Annotated in this window: 4 protein-coding genes; 2 read left to right on the top strand and 2 right to left on the bottom strand. The window is 62.9% G+C overall.

All coding sequences use genetic code 11. The features are described from left to right. Positions 1-173: 173 nt before the first annotated feature. On the top strand, positions 174-18,542 hold the full coding sequence (locus tag ACE3PP_RS13395; RefSeq protein ID WP_374383083.1) for a DUF5801 repeats-in-toxin domain-containing protein: 18,369 nt from the start codon (positions 174-176) through the stop codon (positions 18,540-18,542). Positions 18,543-18,730: 188 nt separating this feature from the next. Then, a complete protein-coding gene (locus tag ACE3PP_RS13390; RefSeq protein ID WP_374383081.1) occupies positions 18,731-19,300 on the top strand; it encodes a hypothetical protein in 570 nt (189 codons plus the stop codon). 30 nt (positions 19,301-19,330) lie between these two features. On the opposite strand, the gene ACE3PP_RS13385 is transcribed toward ACE3PP_RS13390, so the two are convergent. Further along, positions 19,331-20,818, bottom strand: a complete 1,488-nt coding sequence (locus ACE3PP_RS13385; RefSeq protein WP_374383079.1) for a hypothetical protein — start codon at positions 20,816-20,818, stop codon at positions 19,331-19,333. Further along, positions 20,815-22,311, bottom strand: coding sequence for a M81 family metallopeptidase (locus ACE3PP_RS13380; protein ID WP_374383077.1), 1,497 nt, complete (start codon positions 22,309-22,311; stop codon positions 20,815-20,817). The genes ACE3PP_RS13385 and ACE3PP_RS13380 overlap by 4 nt, the downstream gene beginning before the upstream one ends. Positions 22,312-22,322 lie beyond the last annotated feature (11 nt).

Genomic DNA, 22,322 nt, shown 5'->3' with positions numbered 1-22,322 from the left:
TATCAAAAGTGCGTCTATGCGCCCCGAGACTCCTATTCCGGCCATAGGCAAAATGCCGACGATTTATTTTCTGTACTCCGCCCGGAACAGGTCTAACCGCAACACGCGAAGATTATCTTGGGCGGCACTCACACGGCCTCGCGGCCGATCGGGTCATCTTGGGGAGCGACGTCATGGCCACCGACACCACCAACATCTCCGGCAATATCTCTGGCAGCAACACCGTCCATGAGGGCGATGTCGAGCAAGGGCACCCGACGCAATCGAACGGCGCGCCGGTCCAGGTGCAGGTGCCCCAGGGGCAGAATATCGTGCGCATCCAGGTGACGCCCGGCGAAACGGTCGAGTTGCCCTTCCCGACGGATGGGCTGGTGGCGCGCCTCGGCGACAATGGCAACCTCGCCGTGAAGGTTGGCGACGTCACCGTCATCCTCCTCGGCTATGCCGAAGCGGTCGGCCAGGGCGAGATCAGCATCGTCGGCAATGACGGCAAGCCGGTCGACGTCGCGGCCGTGCTCGCTGCGACCGATCCCAACATCGACATCCAGACCGCGGCGGGCCCCGGCGCCGGCGACCAGGGTGCCGGTCCCGACAACAATGGCGGCCTCTTCTCGCCTTTCGACCCGCTGGCCGGCATCGGCGGCCTCAATGCGGTGGGCGGCCTCGACCCCACCGCCCTCAACTACAATCTCATCCGCAACGAATATCGCGAGATCATCGAGAACGACGAGGTTGATACGGCCCCGCAGATCATCAGCATCAAGGCCGGCAACCCGCTCAACGAAGACGATCTGGGCGGCGGCGAAGGCAATGACTCGCTGCAGAGCTTCAAGGCGCTCGAGGATCATCCGGGGCACGTGCTCTATGATCTTGCCGACCATCTGGGCGGCCAGACCGGCGTCTATTGGTCCAATCCGCTCGAAAATGGCAACGATCCCTTTGACACGGGCGACCATGAAGACGGCTCGCAGAACGTGCCGAACCTTCCCGACAACAATGGCGGGATCGATCAGGACCGCGAACCGCTGACCACAACCGCCGTCGTCAGCGTCGATTTCTTCGGCGACGTTCCGGGTCATCTTTCCTTCGCCAACGGCGGGACGACGCCGATTGTCGATCAGCTTACCGCGCTCAATCTCACGTCGCATGGCTTCGCGCTGCAGTATGTCGTGCTGCCTGGCGCGCCCGACAGCGATCCGGATCCCTTGGTCGACAACAGCTATGGCGAAACGCTGGTCGCCTATATCGTGCGGGGCGAGGGCGACTACACCTATGCCCAGGTGGTCTTCACCATCGGCATCCGTGAGTTCGACGGCTCGGTCAATCCGGTCGATTTCGACGTCGATTTCACGATCTATGGCGTCATCGACAACGTTCCCGGCATCGCCGACGCCAATGGCGACATCAGCGATATCTTCGACATCAACGTGCCCTTCTTCGCCGTGGATTCGGACGGCTCGGTGACGGCGGCGCCGGACGGCGCGCTGGTCTTCCAGGACATCGACGATGTGCCCGCTCTCGGCTCGCTCAGCTACGAATGGACCTATCTCGGCGGTGAAGGTGAAGACGGGTCCTGGGCCTATATCCCGGTCAAGATGCACCCGACCGACACCGGCATCGTCCACGACGAAACCAACGGTGTGCAGGACGGTGTCGGCAACCAGGCGGGCGATCCGGATTCGTCGAGCGAAACGACGGCCGAAGACGATGTGCCGCTGAGCTACGATTACCCGTGGGGCAGCTATCCCAATTCCGGTGTCGAATCCGCCATGGATGCGGCCCACTGGTCGGGCCTGCAGCCGATCGGCGCCGCGCAGACCTATCTCAATGTGAGCTTCGGCGCCGACGGCAGGGCCGGCCAGTGGCAGCAAACCGAAGGCGGCTGGCAATTTGTCGGCAACAAGGAAGCCGGCGAGACCGTCTTCACCGGTGACGGTGCCGCCAATGCGACCGCGTACCAGCTCTATATCGGTTCGTCCGCTGCGCCGCTGACCGCGGGCGCCACCAATTGGACCGTGATGATCGACGGCGTCGAAGTGACCGTGCGCGCGATCCAGATCGACGCGAACACCGTCATCGGCGTTGCCGACAAGAACGATGTCGATGGCAATGGCGTGCCCGACATCGTGGGCGAAGGTTCGGAAGGCCTGGTCAGCGATGCGGTGCCGGACAGCACGGTTCCTGTCTTCGTGCTGCATCTCGATCCGCAATCGGGCGAGCTGACGATGGTTCAGCTGCATCAGATCAATCAGGGCGACCCGACCAATGCCGACGACATGACCCCGCCGCTGGTCATCTTCGGTGAGGGCGGCGCCTCGGGCGTCGTTCTCGAAGACAATTTCGATACGCTCGACGCGTGGCAGACCATCAGCGGCGGCAATGCGCATATCGTCGGCGATATCGGGACCACGGCCGGTCAGCCGGACCCGGACAATCAGGCGCTTCTCCTCGGCGCCGGCGAGGGTGGCGAAAACGGCGCCTCGGCCGACAGCATCGAGAGCTTCTTCGGCCTTGCCGCCGGCAAGATTGCCGCGGCGGCCAATGATGGCGACGCGACAAATGGCGCCGAAGTGCCGACCGACGGTACCGCCATCCGCCAGGTGGTGAATGTGACGGCGGGCGACACGCTGACCGTGGCATTCAATTTTCTGGAGAATGAATCAGACTCGGGTGAAGGCGGCGCTTCGAATCCGGATTGGCAGGATTTCGCCTTCATCGTCATCGGCGACCAGGTCTTCAAGCTGAGCGATGTCGCTTCGGCCGACAACGGCTCGAGCGCCGCCAACGGCTCCATTTCCTGGAGCGAGGAATCCGGCTACCTGACCTTCACCTTTACCTTCACGACAGATGGCCCGGTCCAGATCGGCTTCGCGGTCATGAACGAGGGTCACCAGTCGGTCGATCCGGGTCTGCTGATCGATCATCTGACCATCGTCCACCAGGACACCAGCGCGCAGCCGATCAACTTCCGCGCGACCGATTATGACGGCGACCATGTCGATGCGCCGCTCACCGTCCGCGTTCAGGATGACGGCCCGACCGTCACCTTCGCCGATATGCGGGCTGATACCTTCCTCCTCGACGAAACCCGCCGCCAGGGCGGCGACGGCATCGCCTCGGTCACCCACGATTTCGCCGACAATTTCAATTCGGGCAGCGGTTTCGATTTCGGCACTGACGGTCCGGGCAGCGTCGCCTATGCCCTGTCGCTCAACGGCAGCAATGTCGGGTCCGGTCTCTTCGCGGTCGATGCGAGCCTGCCGGACGGCAAGGGCGCCGAGATCATCCTAAACAAGGTCGGCGGCGATATCGTCGGCCAGATCGGCAGTGTCGAGTATTTCCGCATCAGCGTGGATGCCGACGGCAAGGTCACTTTCTCGCAGACGACCAATGTCTGGCATGGCACCAACCCGGACAATGACGACAGCCAGACTCTGAATCTGTCCTCGGCGGATATGATCAAGCTGGTCCAGACACTGACCGATGCCGATGGCGACAGCGCCAGCGGTGCGATCAACCTTGGCCAGGGCATCTTCTCGATCGAGGATGACGGGCCCAAGGTCATCAGTGTTTCGGAATTCCATTCGGATGTCCCGGTCGACCAATTCCTGCTCGACGAAGACAATGCCTCCCACGGCATCCAGGGCGGCCCCGGCGACGATGATGGCTGGGGTGCCGTCATGTACAAGGTCAACGCCGATTTCGGCGCCGACGGCAATGGCGGCTTCAAATTCACCGGCAACAATACGGTGACGATGGCCGACGGCACGCCGGTGGCGTTGAAGATAGCCTCCGGCGCCGACGTGCATATCGTCGTGCTGGGTGCGGACGTTCATGGTTACCCGGCCGGCACGATCGTCGGCTATTACGGCGCCAGCGCCGGCGACTGGACCAAGTGGGCCTTCACCGCGACGCTCGACGACCAGGGCGGCGGCGGTCAATTCAACTTGCTGCAGCCGCTTTACCACCCGCTGGTCAACGACCCGACCACCGAGCAGGTCGAGCTGTCCTATGAGGACAATCTCATCCTCAACTTCCAGGTCCGCGTCACCGACGGCGACGGCGACTATGTCGACACCAACTTGGTCTTCAATGTCGACGATGACAGCCCCGACGGCAGCCTGGCGCACATCACGCTCGCTGGCGACAACAAGCTGATCCATGACGAGACGCCCGGCATCGACGCCGGCTCGGACGATGTCGGCAGCGCCCCGGCCATCTTCGACCAGCTGAAGCTGGTCGATCCGGCGCTTGGCGCGCCGATCGGGCAAGCGCAAACCCAGATCAATCTCGACCTCAGTGGCGGCAGCCAGTACACCCCGAACGCCGCCTACGGCGCTGACGGTCCCGGCTATGCCCAGGTGTCGCTTGGCGATTCCAACGGTGCCAATTTCAATGGCGACGCCACGAATCTGTTCGATACGCAGACCGATGCCCAGATCTTCCTCTTTACCGAGGTCTTCGGTGTCAACGGCACGACCTATGAAATCGTGGTCGGCAAGCTCGGCAAGCTTGAGAACGGCGTCTGGGTCGCTGATGTCAATGGGACCATTGCCTTCGGTCTCAATCTCGACGGCAACGACCTGTCGCTGGTGCAATACCGGGCGCTCGACCACGGCAGCGACCAGCCCAATTCCTATCCGGATGAGGCGCTCAATCTGCTCGGCGCCAACGGCCAGGCCCTCGTCTATTTCGGCACGATGATCGTGGATGCCGACGGGGACAAGGTCTTCACCTATCAAGCGATCGACGGCCAGAACGGCAACCCGGCCATCGTCTTCGAGGATGACGGACCGGCGGTCAGCGCCGGCACGGGCCACATCTCCCTGGCGGTGGATGAAACCGTTACCGGTGAGGGCGGCTACGACGACGACGCCTTTGGCGAGAACGGCACATCGCAGGACGGCTCGGCCAATGAAGGCGACGAGCAAGCGGCGCTGCCGGCCTTCCTCAACGGTATCGGCGTGACGATCGGGGAGGCCAAGCAATCGGCCGCCTCGCTCTTCTCGATCAATTGGGGTGCCGACGGCCAGGGCTCGAAGAGCTTCAGCCTCAACGTCAATCCGGCCAACAGTGATTCCGGCTTCATCGACACGGCGACGGGGCACCATGTCCTGCTGTCGAAGGAAATCGTCAACGACAACGGCACGCCGCGCGAAGTGATCGTCGGCCGCGCCGATGACGGCGACCCGATGACGGTCGACCCGATTGTGCTGACTTTCTATATCGATCCGGCAACCGGTGAATTGAGCATGGCGCAGTATCGCGCCGTCAATCACGGCTCCGACCTGCCGGACGCTTCCTATCCGGACGAGGTTGCGAACCTTGCCGGGAACGTGCTCTCGGTCAAGTTGACCGCTGTCGATGGCGACGGCGATTCCAGTAGCTACAGCGTCGATCTCGGCTACAACGCCGAGACCGGCAAGAGCATCGTCAGCATCGACGATGACGGTCCGCGCAACTACGCCGTTTATGGTTCAGCGGCAGTCACGCTCGATGAAACCGTTCGCGCCAACAGCGTCGATGACCCGAACGCCCAGAGCGACCAGCCCGCGACCGCCGGCTGGCTAGGCAAGGCGACGGTGGCCACGTCCAGCCTGTTCACCCCGGCACAGTACGGCACCGACGGCAAGGGTGCGGACCCCGTCTACAAGCTGGTCCTGCGCGGTGCGGGCGACACGGAAACGGCCCTGGGCACGACCAATGTCGCCACGAATCTGTCCGTGACGGACACGGCCAACGTTTTTGCAAATGATCATATCGTCCTGGTGTCCATCTCGGACTATCAGGTCAACGGCTATGTCGGAACCTACGATCCGCAGCATGCGGGCGATGCCGTTCTTGCTTTCATCGCCTACATCGATCCGGCAACCGGCGTCGTCACGGTCGAACAGCGCCTGCCGATTGCGCATGACGTCGACGGCAGTTCGGCTGCGGCTCATGACGATCTGGCCTCGCTGATCGTTTCGGGTGCGGCTGGTGGCGGCATCTACGTCACCCAGACGGTGACCGATGGCGATGGCGATCAATCGACCGCGCGCTCCTATGTTTCGATCGGGATCGGCTTTGAAGATGACGGGCCGAAGGTTGTCAGTGTCTCCGATACCCTGCCCATCGATGAGGATGCGCTGAGCAAGGGCAATGCCGGTGGTCCGGACGACGATGCCGGCACGGCCAGCGCGAATTTCGCGGTCAATGTCGATTTCGGTTCCGATGGCAAGGCTGCCGCGGCCTTTGTTCTTTCGGATATCGTCACCGGGACCGTGAACGGCCAGCTGGTGGCGCTTACATCCGGCGCGCAACCGCTGCATTTCGGCGTTCTTGCCCAGGCGGAGAATAACTATCCCGCCGGAACGCTGGTCGCCTATACCGGTGCGACACTCGCCGACCATGCCTCTTGGGTCTTCACGGCCACGATCGACGCGCAGACGGGCAATGGCAGCTTCAACCTGCTGAAGCCGCTCGACCATCCGATTGCCGGCACCGAGGACAATATCGTCCTGTCGATTGGCGTGCGTGCGACCGACGGCGATGGCGACTATGTCGACGCCACTGTGAAAATCAGCGTCGACGACGATACACCGGTTGCCACCGGCGAGGGTGTACTGGCGACTCTGGACGACAACGCTGCCGGAATCGTCATCGGCACCGTCGAAGGGCTGCTGGCGAACGATCAATTCGGCGCCGACGGCCGAGCCGCCGTCAATCCGCTGACCATCGGCACGGGCAGCCTGGGCGGCACCGTGGCGATCATCAATGGCGAGCTGGTCTATACGTCGCACCACAATGTGACACCGGGCAGCGACGAAACGGAAACCTTCACCTACACCATCACGGATGCCGATGGTGACAAAACAACGGCGACCTTCTCGGTCAAGCTGACCGATACCAAGGCGACCTTCACCGCCGATCCGACGGATTCGGCCGTCGATGAGGAAGGGCTCAGCGGCAATGCCGGCGACACCTATCTCACCGGCGATCTGCCAGGTGAAGCGACCAGCGTCACCAATCAGCCGCTCCACATCAATTACGGCACTGATGTTCCGGGTACGGTCGCTTTCGATCTGACGCAGCCGGGCCTTGCTGGTCTTCAGACGACAGCCGGCGCTCCGGTGAATTTCGTTATTCTGGCGAACGGCACATTGGTCGGCTACACAGGCGGCGTCGCCCCAGTTGCGACCAACGATCCCAACGTCGTGTTCTATGCTTCGTTGAATGCGGCCGGTTCGGGCAGCTACGACTTCACTTTGAAGCAGCCCTTGCATCACGCTGGCGCCGACGCCGAGGACAATGTCGATTTGACCTTCTCCATCACGGCGCTGGATTCCGAAGGCGAAGGCAGCAGTGCGACCTTCACGGTTTCGGTCAATGACGACGCGCCGATCGCGCGTGACGATTCCGACAGCGTTGCCAATCTCCAATCGACCGACGGCAATGTCATTACCGGCTTGGGCACGAATGGCGGCTTGGGTGGTGTCGGTGCCGACGGCAAGGGCGCCGACGGCGCTTCTGTAAGCGGCGTCCGCCAGGCGCCGGCCGACGGCAACAGCTTCGACAATGATGGCAGCAACGGCTTCACCGTGACCGGCAAGTACGGCACGCTGACGATGAATGCCACCGGCGACTATACCTACACCCGGTTCGGCACCGGTCCGCTCGATGCAGTCGATCATTTCGAATACACGTTGAAGGATGGCGACGGCGACACCAGCACGGCCAAGCTCGACATCACCATCAGCGACAAGGACAGCTCGCTCGATGTTCCGACGACCGGCGAAGCCGGCACCAAGGTATTTGAATCCGGCCTGCCGGCAGGTTCCGGCGAGACGGCGGACGGCATTCCGGATAACGACAATTCGGAGAAGACGAGCGGCACGATCAATTTCGCGACGCCCGATGGCTTCGGCTCATTGACGATCAAGGGTGCCAATGCCGTGGTCGGCGCCAATATTGTCGGCTCCTACGGCACGTTGCATATCGACAGCATCAATACAGCAACGGGCGTTCTGACTTATACCTATACCCTCACGACCAACACTGCCGGGGATGTCACGCATGACGATTTCCCGGTCGTGGTGACGGACATCGACGGCGATCCGAAATCGCTGACGCTGGTGGTCGACATCGTCGACGACGTGCCGACGGCGCGTGACGATGCCGACAGCGTTGCTGAAGGCCTGGGCAACCAGGCCACCGGCAATGTCATCACCGGCCTCGACACCACGAATCCGTCTGCCGGCGCCGATACCAAGGGTGCCGACAATGCCGCGGTCAGCGGTGTCACGGGTCCCAATGGCAGCGACAATGATGCCGCTGGCGGCGGGTTTACGGTCACCGGCCTCTACGGCACGCTCACCCTGCAGACCAATGGCAGCTATGTCTACACGCTCACGGCAGCTTCGGTGCCGGCGGGCGCCACGGAAACCTTCACCTATACGCTGACCGATGGTGACGGTGATTCCGATCCGGCGACGCTCACCATCAATATCGACCAAGACACCCGGATTCCGACCGTCACGAACAGCGAGGTCCTGGTGGATGAGGAGGGCCTGCCTGACGGTACTTTGGCGCCGACCAATGCGGAAAGGGGTTCCAGCAGCTTCTTCGTCGATACGCATGGCGAAGGCCTGTCGGCCCTGACCATCGGCGGTGTCACCGTCAATCTCAATGCTCCCTACCCCCAAACGCTCGTTGATGACAGCCAGGGCAAGTTGATCGTCATGGCCGTTATTCCGAGCGGCGGCGGCTTTGTCGTCCACTACGATTATGTTCTGGCGGACAATGTCCTGACCCACAGCGTGCAGGGCAACACCGACACGGTGAACGGCCCGACCTTCGCCGTCGTCGCAACCGACGCTACCGGCGACAGCAACGTGACCGGCAATGTTCAGGTCATCATCAGCGACGATGCGCCCCTCGGCAAAAATGATGTCGACGGCACGCTGAACCAGCTCTCCACCGACGGCAACGTGATCACCGGCGCGGGCACCTTTACCGGTGCGGCCGGTGCCGATACGCCGGGCGCCGACGGCGCTTCCATCGCGGGCATCGCGGCGATTGGCAATCCCAATGCCGGGACGCCGGTTGACGCCAGCCCCGTTCACGGCGCTGGCTTCAGCGTCCAGGGTGTCTATGGCACCTTGGTCATCTATGCCGACGGCTATTATGTCTATACGCGCACCAATGGGGACCCGGTCCATGACGGCGTGGATTCGTTCATCTACACGCTGAAGGATGGCGACGGCGATGTTGCGACGCCCGGGCTGGTCATCCATATCGACGATGCCGGTATCACCGTCTCGGTGCCACCGGCAGGTGCCGCCGGTGCGCTGGTCGACGAGAAGGGCCTGCCCGATGGGTCGGGCGAAATTGTCAACCCGCTGCCGGACACCGACCAGTCAGAAGTGACCAGCGGTCAGATCACGATCAATGCGCCGGACGGCTTGGCGTCGGTCAAGATTGGCAACACGGTTCTGACCTTGGCGCAGCTGCAAACCACGGGCACCTTCCCGATCACGGTGACCGATGCGGCCGCCCATGTCGGCACCCTGGTGCTGACCGGCTTTGCCGGCAACCAGATCAGCTATACCTATACGCTCAATGACAATACGTCGGGCGACAACACGCACGACGATTTCGCCATCCAGGTCAAAGACAGCGACGGCGACACCGGCAGCACGACACTGGTCGTCAAGATCATCGACGATGTGCCGGATGCGAAGAACGATGCCGATACCGTCACCGAAGGTGCCGGCAATCAGGCGACCGGCAATGTCATCACCGGCGCAGACACCACGAATCCGGCCGCCGGCAAGGACGTGCAGGGTGCCGACGGTGCCCAGGTCACGCATCTGGTGGGCTATAACGGCAGCCAGGACGGCGACGCCACCGGCGACTTCGTGGTCAACGGCCAGTACGGCACGTTGGTCATGAAGGCCGACGGCAGCTACGTCTACACCGTCACTGCGGCTTCGGTGCCCGAGGGCGCCCAGGAAGACTTCCTCTACACCCTGACCGATGGCGATACTGACGCCGACACCGCGCATCTGATCATCTCGATCGATCAGGATAAGCGCGTTCCCTCGGTCGGCAATTCGCAGGTCCTGGTCGACGAAGAAGGTTTGCCCGCCCGCGGCGGCGAACCGGCCGGCAGCAACGCGGCCGGCAATTCGGAAATCGCCAGCAACAGCTTCTTCATCAACACCAGCGGCGAGACGATGACCGCGTTGTTGATTGCCGGTATCCCCGTCAATCTCGGCGCCGGTTTCCCGCAGACACTGGTCGATAATGGCCTCGGCAAGCTGGTGATCGACGGCGTCACTTCCGGCGCCGGCGGCTATACCGTCGACTACACCTACACGCTGAAGGATAACGTCAATCACTTGCCGACCGTGCAGGGCAAGAACGACCAGATCGACGGGCCGATCTTCTCTGTCGCGGCGACCGATGCCACCGGCGATACCGGCTATGGCCAGCTCAAGGTGATCATCAGCGATGATGGTCCGACTGCGACGGTGACGGTGAACAACGAATCCGTTGTTCAGATGGTCACCAGGGATGCCTTTACCGAAGGTTCGGCGTCGGATTCTTCGACCAGCGTCATTCTGCTCGGCAATCTGTTCAGCACCAGCGCGGCGGAAGGTGCCGACGATGCCGGCCAACCGGCCAGCTTCGGCTACAAGCTCGACATCATCGGCGTTCCCGTGGCCGGTCTGGTGAATTCCGGTCTCACCAGCAACGGCGCCACGATCTATCTCTATGACGTCGGCGGCGTGATTGTCGGTTCTACCTCAACTTCGGCGCCGGTCACGGCCGACGCGCCCAGCGTTGTTTTCAGCATCAGCCTCAGTGCACCGACCGGCAACAATGTCACGGCGACCCTGACCCAGTATCAAGAAGTCGATCACGACGCGCCCGGGAGCAACAGCAACTACGACAGCCAGATCGAATGGCTGCCGAACGGCCTCGTTGCGCTGACCGGTACGCTCACCATCGTTGATGGCGACGGCGATATCGCCTCCGACAGCAAGACCATCGACCTTGGCGGCAATGTTGGCTTCAAGGATGATGGTCCCTCGCTCTCCGCGATCGGCAACGAGCCGACGCTGATGGTCGATGAAAGCGATCTCGGCACCGACGACAAGCAGAGCTTCGCTGGCGTGTTCGTGCCGGATTACGGCGCGGACGGTGCCGGCAGCGTCGGTAATTATGTGCTCGGCATCAAAGAGCCGGGCGCGGTGTCCGGCCTCGTCGACACGGCGACCGGCAATTCGGTCTTCCTGTTCCTGATCGGCGGCCAAGTGGTCGGCAAGGCCGGCGCCGATGCGGCGGCCGCGCTCGCCAGCGGCCCGGTTGTGTTCACCGTCTCGGTCGACAGCGCCGGCAATGTGACCCTGGATCAACAGCGCGCCGTGGTGCATCCCACCGCAGATGCGAATGAATCGACGCAGCTTTCGGCTGACGATCTCATCACGCTGACAGCCACGGTCACCGACGGCGATCTCGACACCAGCACGGCGACGGCCAATATCGGCCGGAACCTGGTGTTCAAGGATGACGGCCCCATTGCCAGCAACGATCCGACCCTCGACATCACGACTCTCGGCGTGGCGATTTCAGGCATCAATCTGCTCGCCAACGACAATGCCGGTGCGGATGGTGGAAAGACGGTGATCGGAATTCGTCTTGGCGACGAATCCGGCGGCTACACGGCGGTCGGTGCCGGTGGCACGGACATCCAGATCGATGCCAATGGCAATGTGGGCACGCCGGCGATCGGCACGCTGCATGTGAACCAGGACGGCTCGTGGACGTTCAGCCAGACGGTTGGCTCGCAGCTGCCGAACCTGACCTTCTCCTACCAGGTTAAGGATGCGGACGGCGACATCGACACGGCGAGCTTCCAGGTCAATCTGGACAGCGTGCCGACGATCATCGTGACGAACAGCACGCCGGCGCTTGGCACGGGCGAGGCGCTGGTTGACGAAGACTGGATCACGAACGGCAACCAGGACGTTCCGGTGTCGTCGGGTGACGAGGGCTTCGGCGCGGCGGGCGGCACGAACGTGGCGAGCGGCACCTATGTGGTGTCGAACGGCGATCCGGCGGTGACGGTTGCCTATAGCGGCATCAGCAGCGGCGTGACGCAGACGGGTGCCCAGGCGCTCTCGGGCGCCAACATCCTGTGGTTCGTGGATGGCAGCAATGCCAACCTGCTGCACGGCAAGACGACGGCCGGCGGTGCGGACTACTTCACGCTGCAGCTCAACAACGGGACGTGGACGTTCACGCTGTTGCAGCCGGTGAAGCAGCTCGACGGCAACGGCGAGAACAACGTGATCCTCAACGGCGTGACGCTGCTGGCGACGGATGCGGACGGCGACACGTCGACGGCGGTGATCAAGCTTGCCATCGACGACGACATGCCGGTGGCGGCCGCTGACAGTGGAACCGTCAACGAGGGTGCGCTGCTGACCGTGGATGCGGCCAATGGCGTGCTGAAGAACGATCATGCCGGCGCAGACGGATATGATGCCACGGGCAGCGTGATCGGCGTTCGCGCCGCAGGCGTTGACACGACCTCGCCGGTCTCGAGCGGTGTCGGCGGTGCGATCGCGGGCACGTACGGCACACTGACGCTGCTGGCGGACGGGTCCTATAGCTACAAATCGAACCCGAACGCGATCAGCGGCAACCAGACCGACGTCTTCGTCTATTCGATCAAGGACAAGGACGGCGATATCGCGACGACGACGCTCACCGTCAACCTCAATAACGGCACCGTTCTGGCGCCCGATGACAATGATGCGTTGGTCTATGAGAGCGCGCTCGACCAGGTGAAGAACGGCAACGATCTCGTGGCCGGCACCGTCACCGGTTCGCTGGGCGAATCGAGCCCGCTGGAGACGGATGACAGCAACCAGCTCAATGGTTCGGGTGGTTTCGGCGCCTTGACTTACAGCCTGGTCGGCCCCGCCACGGGCACCTACGGCACGATCCAGATCAACAGCGACGGAACCTACACGTATACGCTGACCAAGAACTATGACAGCCAGCCGGATGCCGATGACGGCTATAATGTCGAGGAGAACAAGGACCACTTCACCTATCAGGTGACCGACGCCAACGGCAACACGGCCACCGGTACGATCACTGTCGACATCGTCGACGACGTGCCGATCCTGACTTGGCGCGGTTCCACCGAGGGCGCGATGCATGGGGGCGCCGTTGCGCCCAGCGGCTATCTCGCCATCGATGAGGATTGGCTCACCAACGGCAACCAGGATGCGGGCAGCAGCCCGGGCGACGCCCAGGGCGACAAGTGGGCGCTCAACACCTATCAGGTGACGGGTGCGGACGGCTTTGCCAATGCGGTCATCTCCGGCATCAGTGTCGACGGTGCCGTGGGCGATGCGCTACGCCGCTCCAGCGACGGGGCGAAGATCATCTTCGTCACGTCGGCCGACGGCAAGACGGTCACCGGCTATGCCGATGTCGACAATAGCGGCAGCATCGAGACCGGCGAAAAGACGACCGCCAACAAGGTGCTCGAGGCGACGGTTCTGCCGTCCGGCCTCCTGGTCGATGTCAGGCTCGACGTCTATCAGGCGCTGCAGAACGACAGCACGCCCGCCAACGTCAACAGCGGCGACGGCAGTGTCGAGAGCAACATCAACCTGCACGTGACACTGCAGGTGACGGATGGCGACGGCGACAAGAACAGCATCGTCTCGCACTTCCAGATCAACGACGACATGCCGATTGCGGTCGCGGATTCGAACTCCGTCAACGAGGGCGCGCTCCTCACCGTCAACGCGGCCAATGGCGTGCTGAAGAACGACACTTCCGGCGCCGACGGGTATGACGCCGCGGGCGGCGTGATCGGTGTTCGAGCGGCAAGCGGCGACACGACATCACCGGTCTCGAGCGGTGTCGGCGGTGCGATCGCGGGCACGTACGGCACGCTGACGCTGCTGGCGGACGGGTCCTATAGCTACAAGTCGAACCCGAACGCGATCAGCGGAAACCAGACCGACGTCTTCGTCTATTCGATCAAGGACAAGGACGGCGATATCGCGACCACCACGCTCACCATCAACCTGGTGAACGGAACGGTCGCGGCGGCGCCGAGCTCGGTCACGGTCTATGAAAAGGCGCTCGACACGGCGCAGGACGGCAACGATCTGGCGCCGGGCACGGTCACGGGCTCGCTCGGCACGTCGAGCAATCTCGAAACGGCCGGCAATACGCTTTCCGGCAGCGGCGGCTTCGGTGCGCTGACCTACAGCCTCGTTGGCTCGGCCGACGGCAATTTCGGCAAGATCCAGATCAACAGCAATGGCAGCTACACCTACACGCTGACCAAGCCCTATGACACCAACCCCGACAACAATAACGGTGTCACCACCGAAACCGGCAAGGACACGTTCACCTACAAGGTGACTGATGCCAACGGCAACACGACGACAAGCACCATCACAGTCGACATCGTCGACGATGTGCCGAGTGCGACGGACGAGGCCTCGCAGAACGTGGCCGAAGGTGCCACGAAGACGGGCAACTTCGACTTCGTGGCCGGCGCCGACGGTGCCACGGTCACCCATGTCGGTGGTACGGCCCTGGTGTTCGGCCCGGATGGCTGGTCGCAATCGCTGGTCATCGGCGACGGCACGATCAAGGTGAAGGCGGACGGTTCCTACAGCTTCACCGCCGCCACCTCGGTGATCGGCACGGGTGCGGCGTCCAGCACCTTCACGGTGACGGACGGCGACGGCGATCAGGTGACCAAGGCGGTCTCCTTCGTCATCACCGATGCCAATGTGCCGACGGGCGGCAGCGCCAGCGCCTCGGTCGACGACGACGGGCTGACCGGCGGCAACGCAGCCAGCACGACCGGCGACCTCGCGGTCGACAATACCGGCATCAACAACGACAACAACGAAGCGACGTTCAAGGGCACGCTGACGCACACGATCGGCGGCGACGGTTACGGCTCGGTGGATTTCGCCTCGCTCAACGGCACGACCGGAACGGTCGGCACCGAGACGGTGACCTATAGCTGGAATGCCGGCAGCAACACGCTGACGGCGACGGGTCCGCGCGGAATCCTGTTCGACATCGTGGTGATGCCGACGACCGGCGCCTACACGTTGACGCTGAAGGACAACGTGCTCCATGCCGATGGCGGCAACGAAAACGACGCGCCAGTCGCGCTCACCTACACGGTGAAGGACGCCGACAACAGCACGGCCACCGGCACGCTCAACATCACCTTCGATGACGACGCGCCGACGGCCTATGACGATGCCTTCGGCCAGAAGGATGCGGTCGTCGCCTCGGCGGTGAGCCTCGGCAACCTCTTTGCCAACAATGGCTCGGGTGCCGATGCGGCGGGTGCCGATGGTTATGCCGCCAGCGGCGCCATCACCGGCGTTGCGGCCGGCACCGGCGGCGGCACCGTCACCGGTTCGGCGGCCGCCGGCTGGGATATCACGATCGCCAACAAGGGCGTCGTCCATATCGACACCGCCGGCAATGCTACCTTCACCGCCTCGTCCGGCAATACGATCAGCAATGCGGGTGAGAATTTCAGCTTCACCTACACGATCAAGGATGCCGACGGCGACACGTCGACGGCGACGGCGACCTACAGCATGAAGGGATCGGTCCCCGATTCCTTCGTGGTGGGCGAGAATATCAGCGATACGCCCTCGACCCAGGGCACGCCGACCACCACCGACAATCACCGCATCGACGACTCGCCCAACGCACCGGACGGATCGATCGACGGTGCCGGCGGCAACGATCTGCTGATCGGCGATGTCGGCGGCAAGACGACGATCGTAACGCCGGGCAAGAACTATTCGATCGCGCTCATCTGCGATATGTCGCAGAGCATGGTCAGCAACAACCAGGGCATCGACCGCGTCGCGCTGCTGAAGAACGCCGTGACAAGCTTCGTCAACGGCCTGGTGCCGTTCAGCGGCCAGATCAACCTAGCCTTGATCGCCTTTGGCTCGACGGCCAATCTGGAGCTGCAGATCAACAATCTGACGGCCGCCAACAAGCAGCAGATGATTGACGAGATCGCCACCCTGGCAGCCAGCATGCAGGGCTCGTACACGAACTACGAGGCGGCGTTCAACACGACCAAAGCCTGGTTCGACAGCCAGAATGCGAGCTACGCATCCTACGAAAAGCTTGCCTATTTCATGACTGACGGCGATCCGACCACCTATAACGGCGGTTCTCAGGATACCAGCACGGACTATCAGGACATGGCGCGTGGCAACACGGCCTTCAACAACCTGCTGGCCGCTTACAGCACGGTCCAGGTCCACGGGATTGGCATCGGCAACGGCGTCAACACCAACCAGCTCCGCTTCTTCGACAATACGTCGGTGACGGGCACGGCAACCTACAGCAACGGCGGCAGCTCGTTTACGGACGATATCGGCCAGCCGCTGGTGATCCAGACCGCGGGCGAACTGACGGCGGCCCTTCAGGGCGGCTCCAATTCGACCCAGGTCGCGCCGGTCGGCAACGATATCGTCAATGGCGCTGCCGGCAATGACATCATGCTGGGCGACAGCATCTACTACGGTTCGGCAGATGCCGGCTGGGATGCCTTCAAGGCCGCCAATCCGAGCCTCACCGACGCTCAGCTCAAGGCCCTTATCATTGCCAATATCGACGCTTTCGCTCAGGAAGGTACCGTTGGCGGCAACGATACGATGAATGGCGGCGCCGGCAACGACGTCATCTTTGGACAGGGTGGCAATGACGATATCACCGGCGGGACGGGCACCGACCGTCTGGTCGGCGGGACCGGCAACGACACCTATCGTTTCGGGGCCGGCGACGGCAACGATACGATCGAGGAGGCCAAGGGTTCGGCCGACACGGTGGTCATCACCGACGCCGACGGTCCGGCTCCGACCCTGGCCAAGGTCGGCAACGACCTCGTCATCACCTATAACGGCGGCGAGACGATCACGGTCAAGAACCACTTCCTCAACGACGTGGACGCGACCAACAACCAGAAGATCGAGTTCGTCAATTATAACGGCACCCTTTACACCATTACCGGCGGTGCCACGCCGGTCCTGACACTACCAACACTGTCGGTTGCCGATGTCGCTGTCACCGAAGGCGGCACTGCTACCATCACGGTCTCGCTCTCGGCGGTTGCCGCAACCGATGTGACGGTGAAGCTTTACACCACGGTTGGAACCGCCGCTTCGGGTGACTTCGATCAGACTTACAATACCGTCAACAACGCCATCACCGTCACCATCCCGCAAGGTTCGACCTCGGTCACAGTGCCGATCGGGACCACGCAGGATACGACGGTGGAGGGAAACGAGACCTTTACGGTGACACTGACCACGCCGACCGGTGCGCCGATTGGTGACGGCAGCGCCGCGGTCACGATCAACAATGACGATCTACCGTCGTTCCCGACGAACTCGTTCACCTCTATCCCGGCTGATCCGACGATGCCGGCGGCGGCGAGCGCGACGGCTCCCACGCCAACTGTCGACAACACCCCTGATGGAGGGGATGATTGGTGGACGGGTACCGCCAGCGGCAACACTATCGACGGTCAGGGTGGCAACGATCGATTGGATGGCCTCGGCGGCATTGACAATCTGACCGGCGGGTCGGGAGATGACTATATTGATGGCGGCGCGGGTGCCGACATTATGAATGGTGGCACCGGTAACGACAGGTTCGTGGTCGATGATGCCGGCGACTCGGTGAATGAGAACGCTGGCGAGGGCACTGATACGGTCTTTGCCAGTGTGACCTATACGATCAGCGACACCGACGTTGAGGATCTCGTCCTGACGGGCACGAGCGACATCAACGGTACCGGCAACAGCTCGGCCAATGATCTCTACGGTAACAGCGGCGCCAACACGCTGACCGGTGGCGATGGTGCCGACAATATCGACGGTGGGTCAGGTCACGACACGCTCAACGGTGATGCCGGCAATGACAACCTGTTCGGCGGCCTAGGCAACGATACGCTCAATGGCGGTAACGACCAGGATACGCTGCTGGGTGGTGACGGCAACGACATCCTCAATGGTGGCGCCGGGAACGATGTGCTGAGCGGAGGCATCGGCGCTGACAAGTTCGACGGCGGTGCCGGCAACGACATTATCAAGGGAGTCGATAGCGACGATCTTACTATGTCGGGTGGCCTCATCGATGGCGGTGCCGACACGGACTTGGTCCAACTTTCCAGTCTGGCAACCTTCAATTCTACCCATGCGGCGAACATCAAGAACGTCGAAGTGCTCGATTTTGAAGGCGGTAGCGGGACGAACATCACGCTCAGCTACAATGACGTGATCGGCATGACCGACAGCGACCATGTCGTGGCGATCCGGGGCGATGCCTCGGACAATTTCGACACGACCGGCTGGACCCAGGTTGCAACCGGTGTTGCCGGCGATGGCGGCCGCACCTACATCGCCTATCAGCAGGATGGCGCCAGCGGTGTTGCCACGGTCTATGTGGAGAACGTCATCTAAATCCTCCGATAGACTTTTGAATGCCAAGGGCGGCCCTCGGGCCGCCCTTTTTTCTTTCGTGCGCAGGACGCAAGCTTTGCTGGGATTGCCAGCGGGCGAATCCGTGCGCATGATGTTTTGGGGACGGATTGGTCTTAATTTGCCGCTGTCGGCTGTTGGGGGCTGGCGCGGCTGCTCATGTGGTGATCATGCCGGACGCAGTTCCCAATCCCCTTCTCATTCTCGAACCGGAGACGGCGGCGCTTTTGGCGGCGGCGCCGCAATCGCGCTGGGCGCAGCTGTTGCGCTATTGGCAGGGTGTTGCCGAGCGCCTCGGCCGGTTGCCGGGACGGGCTGACATTGACCCGGTAGAGATGGGGCCGCGCTTGCTCGGCAGCATCTTCATGGTGGATATCGAGTCTGCCGATACGAATTCAGCCGATCCCAAATCATCTGGCCCCAAATCATCTCACCCGGCCGCTGCGGGCAACCGTTACCGCTTCCGCCTGATCGGCGGGCGCATCGCCGACCGCGAGATTGTGCGGCCCGGCCAATATCTCAGCGATATCGCCCATACGCCGGATGTTGCGGGGATCGAGCAGCATTATCTCGATGCGATCGCCGGCCGGGTGCGGCTGCGGGAGACGAACCTGCGCTGGGAATCGCCGGACAAGGATCATGTCCGCTACCGCTCCCTGGTCCTGCCGCTGGCGGCGGAGGAGGGTCCGGCGCGGGTCGGCCACCTCATCGGTTGCGCCGTCTACGACAATGAGGATTGAGCGGCCGGGCGAACCGGCCGCGTGGACGCCCTATTCCGCCGCGACGGTCCGCACGATGCCCTGGCGTTCGGCCGCGTCCAGCAGATCTTCCGGCCGGTCGCGGTCGCGCAGGGTGACGATGCGGTCATCCGTGCCGATCATCACCGCCTTCGCCCGCTGGCGGCCGCAATATTGGAACATCTCTTCCAGCGTATAGGCGCCGGTATCGAGAAGGGCGATGGTGTCGCCGGGTCCCGTCGCCGCCGGCAGGCTGCGCGTTTCGGGGAGGCGCACCACCTTGGCCTTGAGGGCGGCCAGAATCTCGGGCGTCACCCCGGCCACGCCCGTGAGGGTCGCCTGCAGATCGGCCCACAGATATTCGCCCTCGACATCGAAATAGCAATCGGCGGAATCGCACAAGGGACCGACCATGCGGAACTCGGTGTCGGGTGCCGCGTCGATGCGGCTCGCATTCACCATGTGATAGTACCAGCGCACCGCCGCCGCATCGATGAGGAGGTTATAGCCCGCATCGAGGAACAGCCATTGCAGGGCGCCGCGCCGCTTCACATTCTCGATGCGGCTGAGGAGCAGCGCGCAATCGGCCACCACCGCGCGGCCGGGTTCGAAGAAAATCTCGGCGTCGGGGCCCAGCGCCTTGGCCGCGGCCCCGGCGACCTCGCCCAGCATGGCGGCCGCCGATTGCGTGGCGGTATAGGGTGTGTAGTCGAACTCGCGCCCCGCATTGGCGCCCGGATTGTGGTGCACATAATTGATCGGATAGCCGCCGCCGAGGTTGAGATGCTGCAGGGGCTTTCCCAGTTCGCCGCCGATCGCCTTGGCCTGTTCGGCCGTGAAGCGCACGCTTTCCAGGAAGTCCGGCAGGTCCAGCACCTGGCTGCCGATATGAAGATGCATGCCGGCGACATCGAGATGGGCGGCGTTCGCCTTGGCGGTCGCCAGCGCCTCCTTGAGTTCCGCCTGGCCCATGCCGAACTTGCTCTTTTCCGACCCGGTCTGGATGCCGGCGGTGGCACCGCCGCCGATCCCCGGAACAAGGCGCAGGGTGACGCGGGCGCGCTTGCCCATGCCGGCCGCCACTTGCGCGATGCGGGAAAGCTCGAAGGCGGAATCGACATTGATCGACTGGATGCCGTGGCCGAGTGCCAGCTCGATCTCGGGCACCGATTTCGCGACCCCGTTGAAGACGATCTCACCCGGCGCGAAGCCTGCCGAGAGGGCCTTCCACAATTCGCCGCCGGAATTCACCTCGATATTGAGGCCCTCTTCGCGCAAGGCCTTGATGACATGCAGATTGGAGCAGGCCTTGCTCGCAAAGAAGATGCGGGCCCGGGCATGGCCGCCCTTGGCCGCATCGCGCAAGGCGCGCGCATTCCCACGCAGGCGCCGTTCCGAAAAGACGAAGAGCGGCGAGCCGTGTTCCTCTGTCATCCGCACCAGATCATGCCCGTCGAGGGCGAGGGTCGCGCCCTTTCCGGTGAGACTAGGTGGCAGATTGTGCTGGCTGTGCGCGCTCATCGAATCATCTCACGATCGAGCGGGTAAATCGGCCGGGGCACATTCTGATAAGGCAGTCGATCGTAATAGGTGGTGCAGAGCGCGCCGCTGTCGCAGACGATGACCTTGCCGGCGATGGGTTCGAAAGCGGCGCGGAAATGCTGCATGGATTTGAGGCCGACGACGGATTTGGCGGCGGGATCGATGCCGAAAGCCTTGAATTGCTGCAGGTCCAGCATCTGGGCGGGCTCGGTCACGACCAGGATCTCGATGCCGCCGACCTCGATGACGGCCGATGGGCCGAAGGAGAGGCGCAGGCCGCCGATCATCGGGCCGTCGCCGGTATAGGTGCCGTCGCTGACATGCTTCAGGGTCGCGGTCAGTTCCAGCGGCTCGCCGCCGAAGCGGGCATCAGTCTTGCCGCCAAGGCGCACCTTCACCTTGTCGCCGACCTTCTGCTTGTGGAGCTGGAGGGCGGTTTCATTGTCGACCATCGGGCCGAAGGCTGCATCAGTGATGCCGGCATCGAGCATGGCTTTGAGCAGATTGGTCGAATCGCCATAGCCGCCGCCACCGGGATTGTCGGCATAATCGGCGACGATGATCGGGCCGCCGGTCCGCGTATAGGCCTTGGCAATCGCCGCCGCTTCCTCGACCGGCATGTAGTAGTTGAGGACGTCGAAGCGCTTTTCCCAGATATCGTCGGAAATGGCCTCGGCGAAGGCTTGGTGCTTGGCATCATTGCCTTGTTTGGCGTCGTAGGTGACGAGGACGGTGGGACCGACATCCTGAATATCGGCATTGCCGAAGCCGGCATTGATGCTGACCGCCAGCACGCCCGGCTCCTTCTCATAGGCGACGCATTTTTCCAGGCGTTCGATCATCGGGCCGATATCGGTGCGCCCACCATTGGCTTCGTCCAGCATGGGCCGGTGGGCGCGCAGGGTCTTCGGCACCACTTCACCGCGCATCGCCTTTTCCATGATCTCGCCCGCCTGCACCGCGCGATCGCGCATGTCGATATGCGGATAGGTCTTGTAGGAGACGATGATGTTGGCGAGCCGGCACATTTTCGGCGTCACATTGGCGTGGAGGTCGAGCGTGATGCCGATCGGGATATCCGGCCCCACCACGGCACGCAGGCGTTCCAGCAGCACGCCTTCGCCATCCTCGTCGAACTCCGTCACCATCGCGCCGTGGAGACCCAGCAGGATGCCGTCGAACTTGCCGTCCTTCGCCGCCTCGACGATGGCGCCGCCCAGCCGGTCGAAGGCGTCACGCGTCACATTGCCGGCGGGCTGCGCCGAGGCGGAGAGGACATGCACGATCTCCCAGCCGAACTTCTTGCCGCAATCGAGGAAGCCGGCGATCTCGGTATTGGCATCGCCCCGTTCCTTGATGGCGTCCGCGCCGAAATAGGCGTTACGGTCGACGAAGGCCGCATAGTCGGTGAGGTTCTTGTTGAACGTGTTGGTTTCGTGCGCGAATTCGGCGGTGAGAACCCGGAAGGTCATGGGCGTCGGCT

Source organism: Dongia sp., from assembly GCF_041910485.1.
Taxonomy (GTDB): Bacteria; Pseudomonadota; Alphaproteobacteria; order Dongiales; family Dongiaceae; genus Dongia.
Note: the sequence above shows the minus strand (reverse complement) of the source record. Positions and strands in the feature narration are given on the sequence as shown.

Bases quoted from the DNA above. Each gene is read 5' to 3' on its own strand.
- ACE3PP_RS13395 (WP_374383083.1), top strand. From the start codon at position 174: ATGGCCACCGACACCACCAACATCTCCGGCAATATCTCTGGCAGCAAC.
- ACE3PP_RS13385 (WP_374383079.1), bottom strand. From the start codon at position 20,818: ATGAGCGCGCACAGCCAGCACAATCTGCCACCTAGTCTCACCGGAAAG.
- ACE3PP_RS13390 (WP_374383081.1), top strand. From the start codon at position 18,731: ATGCCGGACGCAGTTCCCAATCCCCTTCTCATTCTCGAACCGGAGACG.
- ACE3PP_RS13380 (WP_374383077.1), bottom strand. From the start codon at position 22,311: ATGACCTTCCGGGTTCTCACCGCCGAATTCGCGCACGAAACCAACACG.